This window comes from Nonomuraea jabiensis (genome assembly GCF_014204795.1).
Lineage (GTDB): Bacteria > Actinomycetota > Actinomycetes > Streptosporangiales > Streptosporangiaceae > Nonomuraea > Nonomuraea jabiensis.
In genome coordinates this window covers 1,906,710-1,925,061 of sequence record NZ_JACHMB010000001.1, presented here as the reverse complement: position 1 = coordinate 1,925,061, position 18,352 = coordinate 1,906,710, and the positions used below count along the sequence as shown (strand labels likewise).

Annotated in this window: 22 protein-coding genes and 1 pseudogene; 10 read left to right on the top strand and 13 right to left on the bottom strand. The window is 68.8% G+C overall.

The genetic code is table 11. The annotated features are described in order from the left end of the window. The first annotated feature begins 42 nt into the window (after nucleotides 1-42). Complete coding sequence (locus HD596_RS08320; RefSeq protein WP_246555831.1) at nucleotides 43-903, top strand: TIGR04222 domain-containing membrane protein; 861 nt, start codon at nucleotides 43-45, stop codon at nucleotides 901-903. Between the two features lie 30 nt (nucleotides 904-933). On the opposite strand, the pseudogene HD596_RS65565 reads toward HD596_RS08320, so the two are convergent. The 5 genes and pseudogenes from HD596_RS65565 to HD596_RS08300 all read right to left on the bottom strand — a co-directional run. Continuing rightward, nucleotides 934-1,112 (bottom strand): annotated as a pseudogene (locus tag HD596_RS65565) (ATP-binding protein); the annotation flags it as partial. Between the two features lie 196 nt (nucleotides 1,113-1,308). Continuing rightward, the gene (locus tag HD596_RS08315) at nucleotides 1,309-1,452 is read right to left on the bottom strand and encodes a hypothetical protein (protein ID WP_185068707.1); all 144 of its coding nucleotides are present in this window, start codon (nucleotides 1,450-1,452) and stop codon (nucleotides 1,309-1,311) included. Between the two features lie 281 nt (nucleotides 1,453-1,733). Then, nucleotides 1,734-2,666, bottom strand: a complete 933-nt coding sequence (locus HD596_RS08310) for a MerR family transcriptional regulator (RefSeq protein ID WP_185068706.1) — start codon at nucleotides 2,664-2,666, stop codon at nucleotides 1,734-1,736. Between the two features lie 338 nt (nucleotides 2,667-3,004). Next, nucleotides 3,005-3,412 carry a MerR family transcriptional regulator gene (locus HD596_RS08305; protein ID WP_185068705.1) on the bottom strand — a complete coding sequence of 136 codons (408 nt, stop codon included), beginning with the start codon at nucleotides 3,410-3,412 and terminating at the stop codon, nucleotides 3,005-3,007. An 18-nt stretch (nucleotides 3,413-3,430) separates the two neighbouring features. Further along, a complete protein-coding gene (locus tag HD596_RS08300; RefSeq protein ID WP_221519228.1) occupies nucleotides 3,431-3,739 on the bottom strand; it encodes an asparagine synthase-related protein in 309 nt (102 codons plus the stop codon). Between the two features lie 264 nt (nucleotides 3,740-4,003). On the opposite strand from HD596_RS08300, the gene HD596_RS60260 reads away from it, so the two are divergent. After that, entirely contained in the window at nucleotides 4,004-4,444 is a 441-nt protein-coding gene (locus HD596_RS60260) for a hypothetical protein (protein ID WP_221519227.1), read from the top strand. A 334-nt stretch (nucleotides 4,445-4,778) separates the two neighbouring features. On the opposite strand, the gene HD596_RS08290 is transcribed toward HD596_RS60260, so the two are convergent. After that, on the bottom strand, nucleotides 4,779-5,597 hold the full coding sequence (locus HD596_RS08290) for an MBL fold metallo-hydrolase (RefSeq protein WP_185068704.1): 819 nt from the start codon (nucleotides 5,595-5,597) through the stop codon (nucleotides 4,779-4,781). Between the two features lie 103 nt (nucleotides 5,598-5,700). On the opposite strand from HD596_RS08290, the gene HD596_RS08285 reads away from it, so the two are divergent. The 4 genes from HD596_RS08285 (at nucleotide 5,701) to HD596_RS08270 (ending at nucleotide 8,512) form a co-directional block, all read left to right on the top strand. After that, nucleotides 5,701-6,309 carry a helix-turn-helix domain-containing protein gene (locus HD596_RS08285; protein WP_185068703.1) on the top strand — a complete coding sequence of 203 codons (609 nt, stop codon included), beginning with the start codon at nucleotides 5,701-5,703 and terminating at the stop codon, nucleotides 6,307-6,309. 56 nt (nucleotides 6,310-6,365) lie between these two features. Beyond that, on the top strand, nucleotides 6,366-7,031 hold the full coding sequence (locus tag HD596_RS08280; RefSeq protein WP_185068702.1) for a DUF6461 domain-containing protein: 666 nt from the start codon (nucleotides 6,366-6,368) through the stop codon (nucleotides 7,029-7,031). Nucleotides 7,032-7,146: 115 nt separating this feature from the next. Then, entirely contained in the window at nucleotides 7,147-7,665 is a 519-nt protein-coding gene (locus HD596_RS08275) for a VOC family protein (protein ID WP_185068701.1), read from the top strand. A gap of 28 nt (nucleotides 7,666-7,693) precedes the next feature. After that, nucleotides 7,694-8,512 carry a MerR family transcriptional regulator gene (locus HD596_RS08270; RefSeq protein WP_313043252.1) on the top strand — a complete coding sequence of 273 codons (819 nt, stop codon included), beginning with the start codon at nucleotides 7,694-7,696 and terminating at the stop codon, nucleotides 8,510-8,512. A 184-nt stretch (nucleotides 8,513-8,696) separates the two neighbouring features. On the opposite strand, the gene HD596_RS08265 is transcribed toward HD596_RS08270, so the two are convergent. The 3 genes from HD596_RS08265 to HD596_RS63610 all read right to left on the bottom strand — a co-directional run bounded on the left by HD596_RS08265 (nucleotide 8,697) and on the right by HD596_RS63610 (nucleotide 10,780). Next, the gene (locus HD596_RS08265; protein WP_185068700.1) at nucleotides 8,697-8,900 is read right to left on the bottom strand and encodes a hypothetical protein; all 204 of its coding nucleotides are present in this window, start codon (nucleotides 8,898-8,900) and stop codon (nucleotides 8,697-8,699) included. 75 nt (nucleotides 8,901-8,975) lie between these two features. After that, nucleotides 8,976-9,650, bottom strand: a complete 675-nt coding sequence (locus HD596_RS08260) for a class I SAM-dependent methyltransferase (protein ID WP_185068699.1) — start codon at nucleotides 9,648-9,650, stop codon at nucleotides 8,976-8,978. 482 nt (nucleotides 9,651-10,132) lie between these two features. After that, nucleotides 10,133-10,780 (bottom strand): TetR family transcriptional regulator, encoded by a 648-nt coding sequence (locus HD596_RS63610; protein WP_185068698.1) that lies wholly within the window; start codon nucleotides 10,778-10,780, stop codon nucleotides 10,133-10,135. Nucleotides 10,781-10,895: 115 nt separating this feature from the next. Here HD596_RS63610 and HD596_RS08250 point away from each other — a divergent pair, with 115 nt between their 5' ends. Together HD596_RS08250 and HD596_RS08245 are read left to right on the top strand one after the other, a co-directional pair. After that, nucleotides 10,896-11,063 (top strand): hypothetical protein, encoded by a 168-nt coding sequence (locus HD596_RS08250; RefSeq protein WP_185068697.1) that lies wholly within the window; start codon nucleotides 10,896-10,898, stop codon nucleotides 11,061-11,063. Between the two features lie 44 nt (nucleotides 11,064-11,107). Next, nucleotides 11,108-11,497, top strand: a complete 390-nt coding sequence (locus tag HD596_RS08245; RefSeq protein WP_185068696.1) for a VOC family protein — start codon at nucleotides 11,108-11,110, stop codon at nucleotides 11,495-11,497. 305 nt (nucleotides 11,498-11,802) lie between these two features. Here the strand turns inward: HD596_RS08245 and HD596_RS08240 are convergent, their stop codons facing one another. Beyond that, entirely contained in the window at nucleotides 11,803-12,606 is an 804-nt protein-coding gene (locus HD596_RS08240) for a hypothetical protein (RefSeq protein ID WP_185068695.1), read from the bottom strand. Nucleotides 12,607-12,820: 214 nt separating this feature from the next. Between HD596_RS08240 and HD596_RS08235 the strand changes: the two genes are divergently transcribed. Beyond that, nucleotides 12,821-13,810 (top strand): pyridoxamine 5'-phosphate oxidase family protein, encoded by a 990-nt coding sequence (locus tag HD596_RS08235; RefSeq protein ID WP_221519226.1) that lies wholly within the window; start codon nucleotides 12,821-12,823, stop codon nucleotides 13,808-13,810. A 24-nt stretch (nucleotides 13,811-13,834) separates the two neighbouring features. Here HD596_RS08235 and HD596_RS08230 read toward each other — a convergent pair whose 3' ends face one another. Then, nucleotides 13,835-15,235, bottom strand: a complete 1,401-nt coding sequence (locus HD596_RS08230) for an MFS transporter (protein WP_313043244.1) — start codon at nucleotides 15,233-15,235, stop codon at nucleotides 13,835-13,837. Nucleotides 15,236-15,307: 72 nt separating this feature from the next. Here HD596_RS08230 and HD596_RS08225 point away from each other — a divergent pair, with 72 nt between their 5' ends. Beyond that, nucleotides 15,308-16,150 (top strand): LysR family transcriptional regulator, encoded by an 843-nt coding sequence (locus HD596_RS08225; protein WP_185068694.1) that lies wholly within the window; start codon nucleotides 15,308-15,310, stop codon nucleotides 16,148-16,150. Nucleotides 16,151-16,261: 111 nt separating this feature from the next. Here HD596_RS08225 and HD596_RS08220 read toward each other — a convergent pair whose 3' ends face one another. Both HD596_RS08220 and HD596_RS08215 read right to left on the bottom strand, forming a co-directional pair. Further along, nucleotides 16,262-17,560, bottom strand: a complete 1,299-nt coding sequence (locus HD596_RS08220; RefSeq protein WP_185068693.1) for a UDP-glucose dehydrogenase family protein — start codon at nucleotides 17,558-17,560, stop codon at nucleotides 16,262-16,264. Nucleotides 17,561-17,592: 32 nt separating this feature from the next. Then, on the bottom strand, nucleotides 17,593-18,243 hold the full coding sequence (locus tag HD596_RS08215; RefSeq protein WP_185068692.1) for a hypothetical protein: 651 nt from the start codon (nucleotides 18,241-18,243) through the stop codon (nucleotides 17,593-17,595). Between the last annotated feature and the right edge of the window lie 109 nt (nucleotides 18,244-18,352).

Genomic DNA, 18,352 nt, shown 5'->3' with positions numbered 1-18,352 from the left:
CGTCTGCTAGCGTCCGAGCGGGATACGGATGGAGGTCGCTTGATGGGCCTGATCATGCTCACCTGCTCAGCCGCCCTGGTCCCTCTCGTCGTGGCCACCGCCATCGCGCTCGGACGCGAGCTCGCCGCCGTCCACGCGGCCGTCTCCGGCTTCCGCCCGCGCGAACTCGGCCCGTACGAGCTGGCCTACCTGGACGGAGGCATGAGAAACGCAGTGGACACGGTGATCGCGGAGCTGGCCAGGACGGGCAGGATACGCGTGTCCCGTGGCGGCCGCGTGCACCGGGTCCGTCCGGCGTCCACCCCGAGCGACCCCCTCGAAAAGCAGGTTCTCCGCTTCGTCAACAGCCGTTACGGGACGGCCATGGTCGATGTGAAGCACGTGACCAGCGTGACGGTGATGGACGCCATCGGACATCGCCTCGTCGAGATGGGGATGATCTACCGGGTCGACGCCTTCGACCGGGCCCACCGGTGGTTCGACATCCTGTCGGTGCTGTTCTGGACCGGGTTCATGGGGATATTGGTCATGTTGTTCACCATGCTGGCGATGAACCTGCCGTGGGAGCTGCCGATGCTCGCCGTGGGCATCATCGTGATCACGCTGACGATCGCGCGGATCGCTCTCTGGCGGTACGGGAGACGGCTCGGAGTGACGTGCACCCCTGCCGGCCAGGAAACCCTGAACGCGGCCCGGCGGAACACCCCTCGGGGCGCCGCCGGAGGGACCGCCGCGATCGCGCTGTACGGACTCGGCCAGCTGAACAACCCCGAGCTGGAGGCCGAGATCTCCGGCAGACGGAACAAGCGAACCGGCTCGTATGGCTCCGGCGGCGGTGGCTGCGGCGGCGGTTCGGTCGGCGGCGGCTGTGGTAGCTGTGGCGGCTGCGGGGGAGGCGACTGACGCTCAGAAGCGAGGCAGGGCGACTGGCGCTCAGGGGCGGGGCAGGGTGAGGGTCAGGACGGCGCCGCCGTGCGGGGCGTTGGCCCGGTGAGGCTGCCGCCGTGCAGGCGCGCGTTCTCGGCGGCGATCGCCAGGCCCAGCCCGCTGCCGTCGCTCCGCGTACGGGCGGCGTCCCCTTTGGTGAAAGGGTCGAAGACGTGGGGCAGCAGGCCGATTCAGGGGATCGTTGCACTCTCGGCGGGTGCTGGCAACGTCGGAAATTGTCTATTCCGACGCCGTGGTGTCCCGGTGCGGCCTCAGCCCCTGGTCCGGTGAGGGCTCGCAGCGGAGGGGGCAGTGGGTCCGCCGAGGAAGGTCGAGGCGCTCGAGCGTGCCCGGCAACCCGGAGCCACCCCTGGGAAACGATCACCTCTGAGCTGGGAAGCGATCTTCTTCGCTGCCCTTCCGTACCGCGACGGCCTCCTCCAGCGCTTTCAGGCGGGTACGCAAGACCCGGCGCCCGACCCGGTGGGCCTGCGCCTGCGCCGGCATCATCTGTTCCAGCGACATCGCGGTACTCGAGAGCGAAGGTCCCGTCACATCTTCGGGCCTTGGCCTGAGTCGGAACGGCATGACCTTCCACGACGCGCTGCTCATCGATGACTCGGCGAACAACTGCGCCGCCTTCCGACAGCAGGCAGGAACCGCACTGCCCTGGCGAACGCGCGCCGACGACTCGCCGAGGCTGCAGCCGCGCTGAGCCGATGGCTCGACGCGCCTGCCGTCGGGATATCGCCTACGCTGCCGTCGTCGTGAGCGGATACTGGCGGCATCCAAGGCGGAGAGCGACCTCACCGACCCGCACGCAGGGCCTGAATGAACCAGTTGAACAGCGGCGCCATGCTCGGCGGCACCGGCCAGCCATTGATCACCGCGAGCAGCTGCAGGTAACGCTCGGCGAACGGTTCGTCGGCCGCCTGCAGGCGGTCCAGCATCCAGTCCCGCAGGTGGGCGTCGTTGTCGCGGCCGAAGGTCTGCGCGTATCGGGTGGCGAGGGCGCCGACGATGGCGGCCGCCTGCGGCGAGGCGGGGTCCACGCCCGCGGCCAGCGCCGCGCCGACGCGGTCGCGGACCTCCTCGGTGAGCTCGTGGTGCAGCCCCGTGGTGTCGCCCTGGGCGCGTTCGGCCGCCTGGTATTCGGCCAGCCGGCGGACCGCCGCGCGGAACTGCGGGTCCTGAACCAGTTCGGCCAGCTCCACCCAGGCGTCCACCTGCGCGGCATCAGGGTCGTCGGGCAGGTCCGGCATGGCCGAGCGCATCATCGCGACCCACTCGGGATTGGCGTCGAGATCGCCCAAGACCTCGTCGATGAAGTCGGTGACGAGGCGGTGGCGTTCCTCGTTGGAGAGTTTGGCGAGCCTGTGCATGAGTTCCGTCTCCTCTAACGTCGATCCCCGTCTGGCCACCGCGCGTAGCACGGCTCGGCGCAGCCGCATGATGCGGATCTGCACGTCCAGCGCCTCGGCGTACTCCTCGGCGACCTGCGCCACCGGAAGATCGCGTTCCAGCAGGCGCTGCACAGTGGCCAGATCGATCCCCAGCTCGCGCAGCGCGCGCACGAACTCCAGCCGGACCAGCGCGCCGACGTCGTACAACCGGTAACCAGCGGGACTGCGGGTGGTGGGCGGTACGAGCCCGCGGTCGGAGTAGAACCTGATGGCTTTCACCGTGAGCCCGGTGCGCCGGGCCAGGTCTCCGATCGTCAGCAGCACGTCGCCGTCCATGCGCACACTCTGCCGTCTCCTCTCAGGGGAGACTCAACCGCAAAAGCCGGGATCTTCACAGCATGTGAAAGATCAAGGGCCCGGCGGTAGCTGTGTTCGACGGGGCGGATGTCACGCCACCGGCGAGCACCGACGTTCCTGATCGACGTTGTGCCGCTCGATGGGAGACGCCACAGAATCGCCGGGCGAGCCTGGAAAGTGCCTCCGAGCCCGGGAAACGATCACAGGCACGCCGGGAAGCGATCTTCTCAGTCCTCACTCCACCCCTGGTCCGTGCCATTCGACCGCAGCGCGGGTGTCCGGGAAGGCCGGAGCCGGCCGAGAACCCAACAGATCGCTCAGGCGGACACGCGCTCCTGGTCGGCATCGTCAAAGGGTGGGTAGCTCTCGCCGGCCATTCGATCGGCCGCATCAATGTAGGCGGCAAGGGCGTCGCGGGATTGAGCGAGCCTGTCCATCTGCTCGTCCAGTCGCTGCAGCCGTGATCGCATCGCGGCCAGCAACTCGGGACATCCGAGCAGCTCCGGGGCCTCTCCGATCGCACAGGGCAGCAGGTACGCGATGTCCTCAGAGGACAAACCGGCACCAAGCAGATGCCGGATCTGCTTCACCCGCAGCACGGCGCTCTCGTCGTACTCGCGGTAACCGTTCGCGCCCCGGTCTGCCTCCAGCAGACCCTGGGCCTCGTAGTAGCGCAACTGATGGGCGTTCACGCCCGTCCGACGGCTCAGTTCCCCGATCAGCATCGAACCCTCACTTGACCTTCACATCGGTATCAACGTTGACGATGCTGCCATGAACAGCAAAACCGGTACACCCGTGACAGTCATCGGACTCGGTCGCCAGCTGGGGACCTTCTCCAGAAGGGCGTGGTAGCGCTCCCGCTCGACGCCGGCCGGGTTCACCCGCTCGATGTAGTCGGGGCTGAGACTGGTCCAGACCCGGGGCGCGCTGCCCTGCCAGGGGAACGCGTCCGTGGCCAGCACCTCGGGGTCGTGGAACCACGGGTATCCGCCGAAGATCTCGTCGGAGAAGGAGCCGGTGAGCACGGTGGCGCGCCGCCTTCCCCGCACGGGTCGCCGCGCTCGCGGGATGCGGGCTTCACCGTCTATGTCCCCTCACTCTTCGGGATCGACGGTGCCTACCCCACGGTCGAGGGTGGTACGGAGGTCGTCCGCCGCGCGTGTGTCAGTGCCGAGTTCCGCGCGTTCGCCGGGGGCGGGACCAGCCCCGTCACGGCATGGCTACGTGGGCTCGCGCGCCAAGCCCACACCGAATGCGGCGGTCCGGGAGTCGGCGCGATCGGGCTGTGCTTCACCGGCAACTTCGCTCTCACCATGGCGCTTGAGCCGGCTGTCATCGCGCCGGTGGTCAACCACCCGTCACTGCCGCTGGACGACCCTGCCGGACTCGAGATCAGCGACGAGGACGCGCACGCGGTCCGAGACCGCATCACGCGCGACGGGCTGAAGGTTCTCGCCTACCGCTTCGACGACGACCGCTGGTGCACCGGCCGGCGCTTCGCCGCCTACCGGGCACTCCTCGGCGTCGCCTTCGACGGTCGTGTTCTTCCGGGCAGTTCCGCGAACACCAGCCCGCCACCGTTCTTCGCCGACGTGGTCGGGACCCCCCACAGCGTTGTCACCGCCCACCTCGTCGATGAGGAAGGACATCCCACGCTCAAGGCCAGGGACGAGATCGTCGCCTTCCTGACCGACCGCTTGAGCCCGTTCGGACATTTTGCGGGGTGCGAAGGTGAGCGCTCACTGCTTGAGTGAGGCCGGGGCATAGGCGCTCTTGGGCGTGACCAGGTCGCAGCGCCGCCACATCCTCCGCACGGCCGGGTTGCGGTTGGAAGCGGGACACAGCCAGGCGTCTTTCAGGCACCTCTCTTCTGTCCCAGGCCGGCCCTACTCGTGAACGCCCCACCCAGGGCCGTTTCGTGGCCTGCTCCGGCCTCCAAATGGAGCGCTGTCGAAGGTCCCGGCTGGAGTCTGCGGAGTGTCAGGCTCGCCTTGGGGCTCGTGGACCTGGGGCCACTGATCGAGGAAGTGGTCATTGGCGAGCAACGCGAGCAGGATGGCCGCCACCGCGAGCGCGGCCCGGAGCCGATCAGCCGATCGGTGGTGCGAGGTATTCCAGCGCATAACCGTCGCCGGAGGGGGTCACACGGGCGATGCCGGGCGAGTCGAGGTGGGCGCCGGCTACGAAGTGGTGTGGTCGGGTCAGTCGCTGGAGGAGGGCCGCCCGCGCGGCGCGGGCCTGGGGCTGGTTGCCGTCGAGCTCCCAGGACACGTTCGGCTGAGCGAATTGGAGCGTGGGGACGTGAACGGTGTCGCCCCAGACGAGAAGGTGGCCGGTGCCGCTCCTGACCTCGTAGACGGTGTGACCGGGTGTGTGGCCCGGTGTCGGGATCGCGGTGGCCCAGTCGTTGATCGCGACCTTCTCCGACACGGGTACGACCCGGTCGCGGATCGGCTCGAGCCGCCCCGTGAACACCGAGGTGTCGCCCGCGCCGATCCACACGCGCTCGAGTTTGGTGAACGCCTCTGAACCGTCCGGCGCGATCAGGCCGCTCACGTGGTCTTCGTGCTTGTGGGTGATGGCCACATCGGTGACATGCGCGCGGTCGACTCCCGCTTCGTCGAGCGCGTCGTAGATCAATCCCATGGTGGGGTCGTGCCAGGCGTTGGACGCGCCGGTGTCGATGAGAACCGACCGCGTGCCGTCGGTGACGAAGAAGGCGTTGACCGACAGCCGCAAGTTGTCGCCGGCCAGCGGGACGGCGGCCGGCAGCTCATCGAGCGGGCGCCCATCCTCGTCACGGAGCCGTGTCGGCGGCATGTCGATGTACCCGTCTCGCAACGAGATCACCTGCAGATCGCCGAATTCGAACGTGGCATGGTGCCGGCCTCTCGAGATCAAACGCATGGGGAACCTCCGTCGCGTCGGGCGTCTCCGATAGAAGACTCTATCTTCTTTAGAAGAAACCCTACACTGTGGGCGGCGAGATACCCATCGATCGAGGAGCACGGTGGTCGAGCAAGACGCAAACGCGGCCGAACCACAGCACGGTGACGACCTGGCCGGCGCGTTCGGCGGTAACGTGCGGCGACGCCGCGAGGAGGCAGGCCTGACGCTGGAACAGCTGTCCGCACAGTCGTCGGTCAGCCGGGCGATGCTGTCCAAGGTCGAACGCGGTGAGAAGAGCCCGACAATCGGCGTCGCGTCCAGGATCGCCCACGCGCTCGGCGCGTCGCTCTCGGACCTGATCGGTGCGCCGGCTGCTGCCGCGTCTGGTGTGGCCATCGTCATGCGCAAGAACGATCGCCCCGTTTTCCGTGACCCGGAAACCGGCTTCGAGCGGCACATGGTGTCCGCGGCCCCGGGCGCGGGAGGAGCCGAGATGGTCGTCCACCACCTCCCCGCGCAGGTCTCTACCGGGCTGCTGCCCGCGTATCCGCCGGGTACGGAGAAACAACTCGTGGTGCTCGAAGGCACCCTCACCGTCGCGATCGGCGGGATCAGCGAGACCCTGAACACAGGCGACTCCCTGTTCTTCCAGGCCGACGCGGACCACGGTTTCGCCAACCGAACGAACGCTCCCTGCGAATACATCATGGTCATCTCGCGCAGAACCTGATGGGCCGCAGCTTGCGGTACAAACCTGCCGTTCCCGCCGAGCAAGAGGAACCCTGCTTGAATACCGGACAGCCACCGACCGCCGACCTACGCGAGCACTACCGGCGACTGATGAACAGCACGCAGTGGCTCGGCGTAGGCATGTGCTGGACGGCAGTGGTCCCCGACGACGGACAAGCGCTCACCCTGGACCAGGTCGCCGCCCGGCTCGCCGGGAACACGCCCTACCGGCTGCACGAGCCGGCCCCGCCCAGCGCCATCAGGCCACCCGAACGCGACGCCTACCCCGTGCTCCTCGACCGGTGCGGCTCGACCACGCTTCTCTTCGAGTGGGGCCACCTCGGGGCAAGCCCCGCCGTGCTCCGGCGGCTCAGTGAGGGAGCGCGCGTCTACAGCGCCTGGTGGAACGTCAACGCCAACAATCTGCTGAGCTTCGCGGCCGGAGGCGAACTCATCCTGACGATCGACGCGCTCTTCCCCGGGCGGCAGGAACACCATGCCGGCCTGGCTCGATGGCCCGAACTGCGGGCGATGACGGACTTCTTCGCCGCTCCCGCGTCCGAGGACCCCGACGAGGAAGAGGACGAGGACCGCGCCGACTACGACTGGAGGGCCGCCTGCCTGGCACTCATCGACCACACCACCGGGGCGCGGCTGACCGGCGAGTGGCTGGAGCAGCCGCATCCCTACGTGACGGTCCGCATGCCTGACGCGACCCGCTGACCCCTGAACGGTCGGCGCCCGCAGTTCGCCGGCCTTCAGGTCGGGCTGGGAAGGCCCTCGGGCAGTGCTGATCCGGATTTGACCCTAACGTTGCGTCAGGCACCACGATGAACGCATGACCGACTACTACGAGGCATTCGATATCAGCCCTGTTCCTCCGCCCGGGCCCGACGTGAAGCCACCTGAGATTTTCCGGGGCATCTACGGCATGCCGATGTTCGTCACCGTGCCGACGCCGGACCTGGCCGCGTCCGTGAATTTCTGGACCCGCGGGCTCGGTTTCATCGACCTGTTCACGGTCCCGGGCCAGGTCACGCACCTTCGACGGTGGGCGTTCCAGGACGTTCTGCTCGTCCCGACCGGCGCCCTTCCGGCCCCTTCAACGGTGAGCATCGGCTTCAGTTGTGTACTGAGCCAGGTCGACGAGATCGCGCAGGCGTGCACCGCGCTGGTGCCCGGATGCACGTCGGAACCGCGAAAGACTCCGTGGAACACCGTAGAACTGGAAGTCATCACGCCGGAGAACGCTCGCGTGATCATGACCGCGGCCCGTCCCTTCGACCCCGACAGCGCCGAGGCACGTCACCTCAAAGAGAACGGCTACATGCTCCCTCAAGGGGGTGAAACTGCTTAGGTCGGACGTGCATGTCAGACTCGACGGCGTGACCGATACCGCGATGGACGATGCCGCGGGCCCCGGCGGGCTGACCGTCGGGGCCGCGGCATCGCACGCGGGAGTCACCATCCGCACCCTCCATCACTGGGACGCTATCGGGCTCGTCCGCCCGTCCGGGCGAACCACCGGCGGTTACCGGCTCTACTCCGCGGCTGACGTCGCACGCATCCACCGGGTGCTCATCTACCGCGAGCTCGGTCTGTCCCTCGACGACATCGGTGAACTCCTCGATGCTCCCACGGTCGACCTGACCGTGCCGCTGAGACAACAGCGCGCCCAGCTCCTCGATCGCATCTCCCGCTTGCAGACCATGGTTGACGCGGTCGATCGCATGATCGAAGCCGCACGCGACGGCATCCTGCTCTCCCCGGAGGAACAAGTCGCGATCTTCGGGCAGCGCTGGGAGCCGTCACTGGTCGCAGGCGCACGTGAGCGGTGGGGCGACACAGCTCAATGGGCGCAGTACGCCGAGCGCGTCGCGGGCAGGACCTCCGAGGACTGGCAGCGGATCGCGGACAATATCGCAACGATCGAGGACGACCTGGCAGCAGCCAAGCGCGCCGGCGTCAGGCCAGGTAGTGCCGAAGCCAATGCTCTGGCGGAACGGCACAGGGCCTCCATTCAGGCGTACTTCGACTGCACCCTTTCGATGCATGTCTGCCTGGGAAGGAAGTACGTCGCCGATCCTGGCTTCACGGCCTACTTCGACGCGATCGAGCCGGGCCTGACCATCTGGCTCCGTGACATCATCGACGCCAACGCCCGCGATCGAGGCATCGACCCGGATTCGGCGACCTGGACCTGACGCATCCGCGCCCGCGTCACCACGTACGCTCCAGGTAGCCCTATCGAAGCAATCCCCGGATAGGCCGATAACCAGCTCGCCGCCAGGCTCGGCGGAGATGCGCCGTACCAGCTTCATGAGCCGGCGCCGCCCAAAGCCGTCCTGCTCCCCTACGACACCGGCAATCCCGCCAGGGGGCCCGGGCCTACAGCGCCTGGTGGAACGTCAACTCCCACAACCGGCTGAGCGGGAAGACCATACCGGCATCGGTCGGCAGGCGATGACGGACTTCTTCGTCGACTTCGAGGAACGCGACGAGGACTACGACTGGCGAGCCGCCATGCTCGCGGTCATCGACCAGACCACAGGAGCAAGGCTGACCAGCGAGTGGTTTTCGCCGGGCCGTCATCGTCGCTGCTCAACCACACTCGTGAACGCCCCCTGCAGCAGCCGCCCCAGAATGTAAGCGGGGGTGAGGTGGCTGTCACGGCCGGCCATCGTCAGCAAATTTGCGAGCCAGCAGGAATGCCTGCTGCGTGTCCTCCGGATAGTCACTGTCGTCATCAGGCTCGCGCAGCAGTCGAGCGCACACGACGAGTCCGACCTGGTTGAGCAGATCAGCGACATGGTCGGGCTCCCGCCGGTGGAAGTCGAGCGAGATCGCGTGACCCGCCGCCTCCGTCCAGTGCGACACCCCCTCGCCGACCTGGAACGCGAGCAGCAGATGGCCGCCTGGCGCCAGCACCCGATGAAACTCGGCGAAAACCTTTGGAAGCTGCTCTTGCGGGACGTGAATGGTCGAGTACCAGGCCACAATGCCGGCGAGGGTGTTGTCGGGCAGGTCCAAGGCAGTCATCGAACCAACCTCGAATCGCAGGCCCGGATACGTCTGTCGCGCCACTGCGATCATCTGTGGCGACAGGTCGACGCCGAACGCCGGCAATCCCAGGCCGTGCAGGTGCGCCGTCAGGCGGCCAGGACCACATCCGACGTCAGCTACAGGTCCTGTACCCGCGGCCTGTACGAGTTCGGCGAATCCGGTGAGTATCGCCCGGTCCAGCGGCTTGGCCGCCAGCTCGCCCTCGATCCAGCGCGCGTAGTCAACGGCCATGGCGTCGTAGGACGTACGCGTGGCTCGAAGGAAGTCCGGCTCGGTCACGGCCAGGGATCATATCCGGCGGCTTGTGAGCGGTCGCACGAATGGTTCAGCTGCTGATTTTCGCGGGGCCCAGACGGTTCCGATCCCCGCTTCCTTGGTGACCTTGCGGCTGGCGCGCCCTCGTGCTCGCTGATCAGGGGCTGCGGCGAAATAGCGGTGCTGGGTTGCCTCCAGCCAGGCCCGCGAGGGTGGAGCGCCGCTCGAGCGCGCGTTCGAGGCACCCCAGGCGTGCGCGCCCTGGCCGCGCTGCACACCGAGCTCGCGCCATTGAGCGCGGTGGCCACTCCGCTGGGCGAATCGAGCTCGCGGGTGCGGCTGGCTGCGGTGGTTACCCACCGACGCGGCTGAGCAGTCCCGCCGGCAGATGCACGACGCCCAGGAAGCCCGAGGCCAGGCAGCACGGCCACGAGGTACCCCTCGCGGGGCCCGGCAGCGACTGTCCGGCGCCGAGCTTGCCCGAGCAGCAGGCCCCATGGCTCGCATCAGGCGGAGGCGTAGTCGGCCAGGGCGGGCTCCAGCAAGTCGAAGGCTTGGGCGGCTTCGGCGGCGATGGTGTGGGCGATCTGGTCGTTGGGGTGTCCGGCGAGGGTGAGGGTCTGGATGCGGTGAAACAGCACCCGGTGGACGCTGCCCAGCAGGGCGGCGGCGGTCTGTACGGTGATGTCGTCGGACGGCGCAGCGGTGACGTCGGCGAGCACCTGGGCGAGGTGGTGTTCACGCTGGTCGTGCAGGCCGCGCAGGCAGACGGTCAGGGTGGGGCTGTCGGCGATCATGCGGGCGAACTCCTGGCCGGAGAATCCGGCGACCGGGTCCTGGGTGGCCACGGCGTCGGCGAACGCGCGGCGCAGCGCGGCCAGCGCTGATTCCCCTGGGCGTCGTGCGGTGACGGCACGGCCCAGGGAGGCGGCGAACTCCTCCTGATGGTCCAGGGCCAGGTCTTCCTTACGTGGGAAGTAGTTGGTGACGGTCTTCTTGGCGACGCGGGCGGCGGCGGCGATCTCGGCGATGGTCGTCTCCTCGAAGCCCTGGGCGATGAACAGCCGGGTCGCGTGGTCGGAGATGAGCTGCCGGGTCTCGTGCTTCTTGGTCTCGCGCAGACCGGCGGCCGGGGCGGGAGTCTGAGTAGCCATGACGCAATCTTACCCTCGTAGCATCTTTATGTTGACACCCTCGAACGCCTTGGGCTAAATTTACCTCCGTCATAAGTTTATGACGATGGAACGCTGAGTCCGCAGGAGGATGTCCATGCGCAAGCACACCCACGACGCCGCCGCGCCTGTGCCCCGGTCGCAGCAGCCTGAGCGGCCCCCGCTGTACGGCGCCGAACTGCGTCGTCTGCCTTCCGGCCGCAGCATCCGTGCGTCGCAGCAAGTCCGGAGCATGCGCATCGTCCCGCGGCGCCGCAGCTCCTGACCTCACCCCGTAGCTACGACCCCCACCCCACCAGAGGAGATCCCGTGCAGTTCATCGCTTCCACTGTCTCGCTGACCGTCGACGACGTCGCCGCCTCACAGGAGTTCTTCACCACCTACCTGGGCTACACCGTCCAGCGGGCCGCCGACGGCTTCGCCTCCCTGTCGCGCGACGACGCGGTCGACATCGTCCTGCTCGCCCGCGGCATCGAGGTGCTGCCGCCCGAGCAGCGTGACCAGCGCGCCGGCGGTCTGATCCTCGCCTTTACCCTCGCCGGCGGCTTGGCCGAGCACGAAAAGCGGCTGCGCGAGGCCGGGGCGCAGATCACCATGCCGCTGCGCCAGGAGCCCTGGGGCGAAGCCTTGTTCCAGGTCACCGACCCCAACGGCGTGATCGTCCAGTTCGTCGAATGGGTCACCCCCGAACACCCCTGACCCGGTCGTGGGATGACGCCATCACCGCCCGGGGCCACACCGTGCTCACTATCGAGGAGGGCATCGCGGTGATCACCAATTTCCGTAGATCCTGGTCAAGAACGAGTACTTCTCCCTCGACGGCTCCCGTTCCGGTGACCGCCGCGTCCCGGCGCTGTACAACCCGCACACCTGGCTCGGCATGGCCTCCGCCGGGAATCGTCGCGCGGCCGCATAGCCGACGACCACGCAGCGGCAGGGCCAGCGGGCGTGGCGGCGGGGCCGAAGCGGGGGCAGGTGATCGATGGAGGCGCCGGTGGCAACCGTCAAGCCTGTCCGAAGTCGGTGCAGTGTGCGATCGTCGCATCGTCCGCCGCTACCGCGTGATGTGCCTCGGCCTGCCGGACACGGCGAATGATTTCGTCCGGTCCGCTCGACGCCAGCATGGCCATGACCCCGGACCAGTCCGTGAGCCCGAACCGGTCCACGATGCCGCTGGCGCCATTGCTGAGGAGTGCGGCGCCGGCATCGGTCAGCTCGGCGATCGGACAGCCTCCGGTGATGGCCTCGTCCGCCGCCCGCGGGTCGTCCTTGGCGACCCAGAAGCCGCCCGGCTGGTTCCGGTTCGAGCGTAAGTCGCTGAGGATCCGGTGGTACTCGTCGCTGCCTTCGGCGGCGGTCTTCAGCGCGGGCTCATACGAGCGGCTGATCACGACCTCCCGGGGATCGGAGACGACGAGCGGCGCGCTGTCTGCTTTGTCGAGTACGACGTACGCGTCCCCGAGCACCAGGTACTCGACGAGACCATGGGACAGGCGCAGGATGGCTACCGCCGCCGACGGGCTCATGCGGTTGGCGACGTCGCAGGTGTCCCGGTGATCGTCCGTCACCTGCTCGATGGCATCCGCGAGCACTGCCGGAAGGCTGCGGTCCGGTACGAGTGACAAGAGACCGAGGAGGCCGCCTCCTAAACGGTTGGCATACCAGGCCACGCCGTGCCGGCAGATCGATTCCGTACCGGGGATGCCGGCACCGTCGACCAGCACGGCCGCCGTCGGCAAGGCTCCGGTGAAGTCCTCGTTCGCGCGGCCGGCCCGCCCCGCGGCAGCGCTCGCCATGGCCACCCGCATGCCCTACCGCCGCCCTCCCGCTGATCCAAGAAGCGTCCACCGTAACAATCGCCGACTGCTTGAAAGGGACACCCCGCGGTCCTGGCCCGGCGATTCGTCACCATGTCCGAGCACCGCGACGCTCTTCTCCGTTTTCCACCATCCCTCGCCGAATTGACGAGATGATCACGCACATGTGCTTACGCCGCCACGGCCTCCCCTCAGGAGCCGCCCTGTGACCACGACACCGATCGACTTCGAGGTCGGCGCCATCATCGATGCCTACCGGACCTGCGAGTTCGCCACTCTCGGGCCTGATGGCACCCCGCTGACCTGGCCCACCGCGGCCTGGCGCCGGGCAGACGGCACGCTGCTCGTCACCACCAGCCTGGCCTTCGCGCAGAAGGCGCTCAACGTCCGCCGGGACGGACGCGTCGCGCTGCTGTTCTCCGACCCCACCGGCAGCGGCCGCGCCGACGCGCCCCAGGTGTTCGTCAGCGGAACCGCGACCTGCCCCGATGAGATCCGGACCGGGCCGGACGAGGCGGCCGATTACTGGCGTACGCTCTTCGAACGGCAGCCCCACAGCCGAAGCTACGTCCGGGCCCCCGGCCGGTGGTTCATGGACTGGTACTACCTGCGGCTCTTCATCACCGTGACGCCCACCCGGGTCGAGGTCCGGCCACCGCTCGCCGAGTTGACCGCCGCCGAACAGCCCGCGCCCGCGACACCCGCCGCCACGGACCTGCCCGGCGCGGATCTGATCGCCCGCTTCACGAGCGCGGTCCTCGGCGCCCGGGACGCCTCCGGAGCGCCGCTGCTGGTACGTACGCGGCCAAGGGCCACCGCCGACGGCTTCGCCATCGCGACGGACGCCGCGGAAGGCATCGCGACGGACGCCCCCGACGGCATTGCGACGGACGCCGCCGACGGCATCGTGCCGGGCCAGGCCAGCCTGCTCGTGCACCGGCACGACGAACGGCTCAACGCCATGCACAACGCACTGATCCGCGGCGAACTCCGCGCCGACGGCGACGACCAATGGACGCTGGTCCCGCAGAAAGTGGTCGAGCCGGCCGGATCCGGCCGCATCAGCGACGCGTTCCGCACCCTGCGCACCGTCCGCCGCTCCACGGCCCGCTACCTGGAACGGCGCGGCCTGCCCCGGCCCCGGGTTCAGTGGGACCAGTTCCAGCTGCTCGCCACACCCAACGACGACACATGAAGCCGGCTGGGCAGGACGGCAGGCTCACCGATCCTGCCGTCCGCGGCCCTCACCGGGCGCCGGTGAGGCGCTGACGATCTCTGCCGTTCTTGGGTCCGGCGCGGCGGCGTCGCAGGGTTCGGGCGCCTGCGACGAGGACGACGGCGCGGCGGCGGGCGACGGTGCGGCGGGCGACGGCGACGGCGACGGCGACGGAGACGGTGCGGCGGCGGGCGACGGCGACGGTGACGGTGCGGCGGCGGGTGACGGCGACGGCGACGGTGCGGCGGTGGGGGACCGGCGCGAGAGCAGGTAGCCCATCAGCGCGGCGAGCAGGCCGGCCAGACCGGCCGCCGCGAACCCACCCGCCGGTACGGACGCGTCGATCGCCACTCCCACGACCGGGGACCCCAGCGCGAACCCCGCGCTCGCCGCCGAGGACTGCAGGCCGGTCGCCTCACCTCGCACACCGGCCGGCGCCAGCCGGCTCACCGCGTCGGAGACGGTGGAAAGGGTCGGTGCGGTGAGCAGCCCGGCCCCGATGACGGCCACGCACAGCCAAGGCCAGTCATGGGCAAGTCCGGCCGGAATCGTCACCAGCCCGAGCAGGCCGAGCAGCAGCCAGGTAGGCATCGGCCGGGACAGCGCTCCGTACACCAGACCACCCACGACGGACGTCACCCCGAACACGGCGATGACCACGGCCGCCCACGAGACCTGACCGGCTTCTCGAAGAGTGGCGACGATGGCCAGGTCGACGCCGCTGAGCAGCATCGCGACGCCGAACCCCATCGTCAGAACAGCGACCATGCGCGCCCCCAGCCACTCCCGGCGCCGGGGCCGGCCCGCTGCCTCGCCGCCCGCCTCGTCCTCGGCCCGCAGCGGCGGGTTGAGCAGGGCGATCCCCGCCCCGCCGGCGACGATCGCGGCGCCCACCCCCCACGCCACCACGCCGGGGGACACCTCCGCCGCGCACAGGATCACCACCGCCGGCCCCACCATGTACGACAGCTCGCCCGCCACCGACTCCAGCGCGAACGCCGCCCGCCGCTGCCCTGCCGCCGTCATCGCGGCGATCGCCTGCCGGGTGACCGGCTGGATTGGCACCATCAGCAGACCGGCGGCGAAGGAGGCGCCCAGCAAGATCACGTACGGCAGCGCAGGCACGGCCAGCCAGAACACGAGCTGCGCCACCACCGTGCCCACCAGCACGGTACGCAGCCCCCGCCGGTCGATCATCCGCCCCAGCAGCGGCCCGCCCAGCGCGACGCCGGCGGTGAGCGCCGCCACGACGGCTCCCGCCGCCGCGTAACTCAGGTCGAGGGCAAGGACGACGTACATCGTCAACGCCATCGCGTCCGCCGTGATCGCGGTACGAGCGAGCAGCGAGATGCCCAGCAGCGGCGTCATCCCCGGCACCGCCAGCACCTGTCGAAATCTGATCACCGGTTTGACGCTAGATAACCCGTCATGCCATAGGAAGTCGTCAATTCATTGGACCGGACATAATGAGCGCTTATGGCACGCGATCTCGAGACCGCACTGCTGCGCTCGTTCGTCACCGCCGTACGAGCGGGCAGCATCAGCCGTGCGGCCGCGGCGCTCGGCCGCACCCAGCCCGCGCTCAGCCAGCAGTTGCGCAAGCTCGAGAGGGCCGTCGGCAGTCCGCTGCTGCACCGGGCGCCGTCCGGCGTCTCGCTGACCCGGGCGGGCGAGGAACTGCTGCCCTACGCCGAGCGCATTCTCGCTCTGTCGGCACAGGCGCTCGCCGAAACGGGACGTGCGCTCACCGGGCATTGCGGGGTGGGACTCCTCGAAGATCTCGCCGCTTCCCGCCTGTCCCAGGCACTCGCCGACCTCGCGCGGCTCCATCCCCACGCGACGCTGGAGGTGCTCAGTCTGTCCAACGCGGCGATGCGGGAGGCCTACGACACGGGCCGCGTCCAGCTCGTACTCGACGAGGCCGCGCATCTTCCCTGGCCGCCGCGCTGGACGGTACGCCTGCCGCTGGTCTGGGCGGTCGGGCAGGGGGTCGCTACCGACGCCGATCCGCTGCCGGTGGTGCTGTTCTCGAACACGTGCGCCTGGCGAACGTCGGTGCTGGAAACGATGGAAGGCACGGGGCGCCGATGGCGGGTGGTGTTCGAAAGCAACAGTCTCGCCGGAGTGCTCGCCGCGCTACGGGCCGGGCTCGGAGTCGCGGCGCTCATGCCCGCCAACCTGGAGCCGGCCATGGCCTGCCACGACGCGGCCCCGTTGCCTGCTCTGCCGGACGTCGAACTCGGCCTTGCCCGCCACCCCGGTACCGAAGGTGACGCGCTCATCGACGCTGTGGAGACCGCACTGCGGCGGATGCTCTGAGCCGCACACCTGGTCCGGCCTGTCTCCGTCGGCTGCGGGGAGGTGTGCCGCCCTCCTCCCTGCCGCGCGCGCGTCCCCTTCCCGCCATCCAGCCTTCGATGGCCGCGCCCGTCAGGGCCGGCCGACGCTGAGGTAGTGGTAACCAGCGGCCCGCATCGCCACCGGATCCAGCAGATTCCGGCCGTCGAACAGCACCGGCCGGCGCATCGTCGCGACGGCCTGCGTCCAATCGACCTGGGCGAGCTGGGGCCACTCGGTGACGATGACCGCCGCGTCCGCGCCTTCGAGCGCCTGCTCCACGCTCGTATGGCGCGTTGTCGACGTCCAGGGTTCGGCCGCGGCCGGGCGGGCCATCGGATCCCAGCAGTGCACCTCGGCCCCCTCGGCGAGCAGCCGGGACGCCAGGACGGTGCTGGGGGACTCGCGCATGTCGTCCGTCCCAGGCTTGAACGTCAAGCCGAGCAGCGCCACCCGCGCACCCGCCAGCGTGCCGAGCTCGTCCTTGAGCTTCTGGATCGCCCGGCGCTTCTGCAGATTGTTGACCTCGATCACCGCTGACAGCAGCTGCAGGTGGTAGCCGGTGTTGTTGGCAAGCTGCCGCAGCGCCTCGCTGTCCTTGGGGAAGCACGAGCCGCCCCAGCCGATGCCGGGCCGCAGGAAGTGCGGCCCCAGGCGATGATCCAGTCCGACGGCGTGAGCCACCTCCTCGACGTCGGCCCCGGTCTTCTCACACAAGGTGGCGATCTCGTTGATAAAGCTGATCTTGGTGGCGAGCAGCGCGTTCGCCGCGAGCTTCACCATCTCCGCCGAGCGCACGCTCATCACCACGACCGGCCCGTCCACGCTCTCATGCAGCTCGGTGAGCAGGCGGGCGGTCGCCTCGTCGGACGTCCCGATGACGATGCGGTCGGGATGCATGAAGTCGCTGACCGCGCGGCCCTCAGCGGTGAACTCCGGGTTCGCGGCATAGCCGACGTGACCGAGCCCGGCGGCGTCCAGCGCGGCTCGCACCCGGCTGCCGGTGCCCACTGGCACGGTGGATTTGACCACCACGGCCCGCAGGTGAGCGGCGTCCTTCAGCGACGTCACCACCGACCAGACCCGTGACAGGTCCGCATCACCGGAAGCCGACGGCGGCGTGTCCACGCAGACATAGGCGATCTCGGCACCGGTGACGGCCTCGGCCAGGTCCAGCGTGAAGCTCAGCCGTTCCTTGTTCCGGCCGATCAGGTCGCTCAGGCCCGGCTCGTAGATCGGCACCTCGCCGGCCTGCAAAAGCTTGATCTTCTCCGGGTCGATGTCCCGGATCACCACCCGGTGGCCGAGGTCGGCGAGGCAGGCACCGGTCACCAGACCGATGTATCCCGCCCCGAACACAGCAACACGCCGGTAGGGCGGCTTTTCCATCATGCGGCAGATCATCCCTTTCTCCGGCGTCACGGTCAGTCATCAATCCAAGGAAAGCCCTCGGGGTCAGCCGCGGAACGGGCCTGAACCGTCACATCGTCGTGTCCACGTACGTCGCTCAGGAATGGGAATTCCTCGGGAACCACCCGGATCTTGGCCACCGGCCGGGCCGGAGCCAGTTTGGCCACCTGGAGTTGGCGGACACCTCGTATCGGAGGCTGATGCTCGAACCCTTCGGCAGGCAGGAGATAGACCGTTCCCTCCTGCCACGGGCCGAGGTCGAGTGCGGACCGGCTGATGGAGAAGTAGTAGCAGGTCTCGCCTGCGACGTCGGTACATGAGTTGACCATCGACACCGGATGATCGCGGTTGAGTATCGCGTAGAACATCGGCCAGATGCCGTCCGACGCGGCATAGACGGCTGTGCGATTGCCGAAGGCGTCGCTGTCATAGGACCGGCGCGGATCGAAGCGCTCGATCGAGGGATTGTTCGAGCCGTGGAGAACGTATCCGGCTTGCTCGGCGGCGTAGCAGAGGAACTGCCACTTCGGCGCGGCCAAGGTGTAGGAAATCGGCTTGTCAGGCCCTCGGGCAACCGCGTCAGAGAGTAACGCGGCGAAGTCGGCCAGGGTCTTGCCGTCCGGGCTGAAAGGGGGCCGGGGCAGCCAATAGGAAGGAAGATCCACGACCTCAACCTATACAGCGTGCTGCCTGTACGAGCCCTGGCTGTCCGGCGGGACGGTGATCCGGTGGGGATGGTCGTTCCGGCGCGAAGCCCGGGTTCGCCTACTCGCT

Coding starts and splice junctions, on each gene's coding strand:
- HD596_RS08320 (WP_246555831.1), top strand. CDS start 43: ATGGGCCTGATCATGCTCACCTGCTCAGCCGCCCTGGTCCCTCTCGTC.
- HD596_RS08315 (WP_185068707.1), bottom strand. CDS start 1,452: ATGTCGCTGGAACAGATGATGCCGGCGCAGGCGCAGGCCCACCGGGTC.
- HD596_RS08310 (WP_185068706.1), bottom strand. CDS start 2,666: ATGGACGGCGACGTGCTGCTGACGATCGGAGACCTGGCCCGGCGCACC.
- HD596_RS08305 (WP_185068705.1), bottom strand. CDS start 3,412: ATGCTGATCGGGGAACTGAGCCGTCGGACGGGCGTGAACGCCCATCAG.
- HD596_RS60260 (WP_221519227.1), top strand. CDS start 4,004: ATGGCGCTTGAGCCGGCTGTCATCGCGCCGGTGGTCAACCACCCGTCA.
- HD596_RS08290 (WP_185068704.1), bottom strand. CDS start 5,597: ATGCGTTTGATCTCGAGAGGCCGGCACCATGCCACGTTCGAATTCGGC.
- HD596_RS08275 (WP_185068701.1), top strand. CDS start 7,147: ATGACCGACTACTACGAGGCATTCGATATCAGCCCTGTTCCTCCGCCC.
- HD596_RS08265 (WP_185068700.1), bottom strand. CDS start 8,900: ATGACGGCCCGGCGAAAACCACTCGCTGGTCAGCCTTGCTCCTGTGGT.
- HD596_RS63610 (WP_185068698.1), bottom strand. CDS start 10,780: ATGGCTACTCAGACTCCCGCCCCGGCCGCCGGTCTGCGCGAGACCAAG.
- HD596_RS08250 (WP_185068697.1), top strand. CDS start 10,896: ATGCGCAAGCACACCCACGACGCCGCCGCGCCTGTGCCCCGGTCGCAG.
- HD596_RS08240 (WP_185068695.1), bottom strand. CDS start 12,606: ATGCGGGTGGCCATGGCGAGCGCTGCCGCGGGGCGGGCCGGCCGCGCG.
- HD596_RS08225 (WP_185068694.1), top strand. CDS start 15,308: ATGGCACGCGATCTCGAGACCGCACTGCTGCGCTCGTTCGTCACCGCC.
- HD596_RS08220 (WP_185068693.1), bottom strand. CDS start 17,560: ATGATGGAAAAGCCGCCCTACCGGCGTGTTGCTGTGTTCGGGGCGGGA.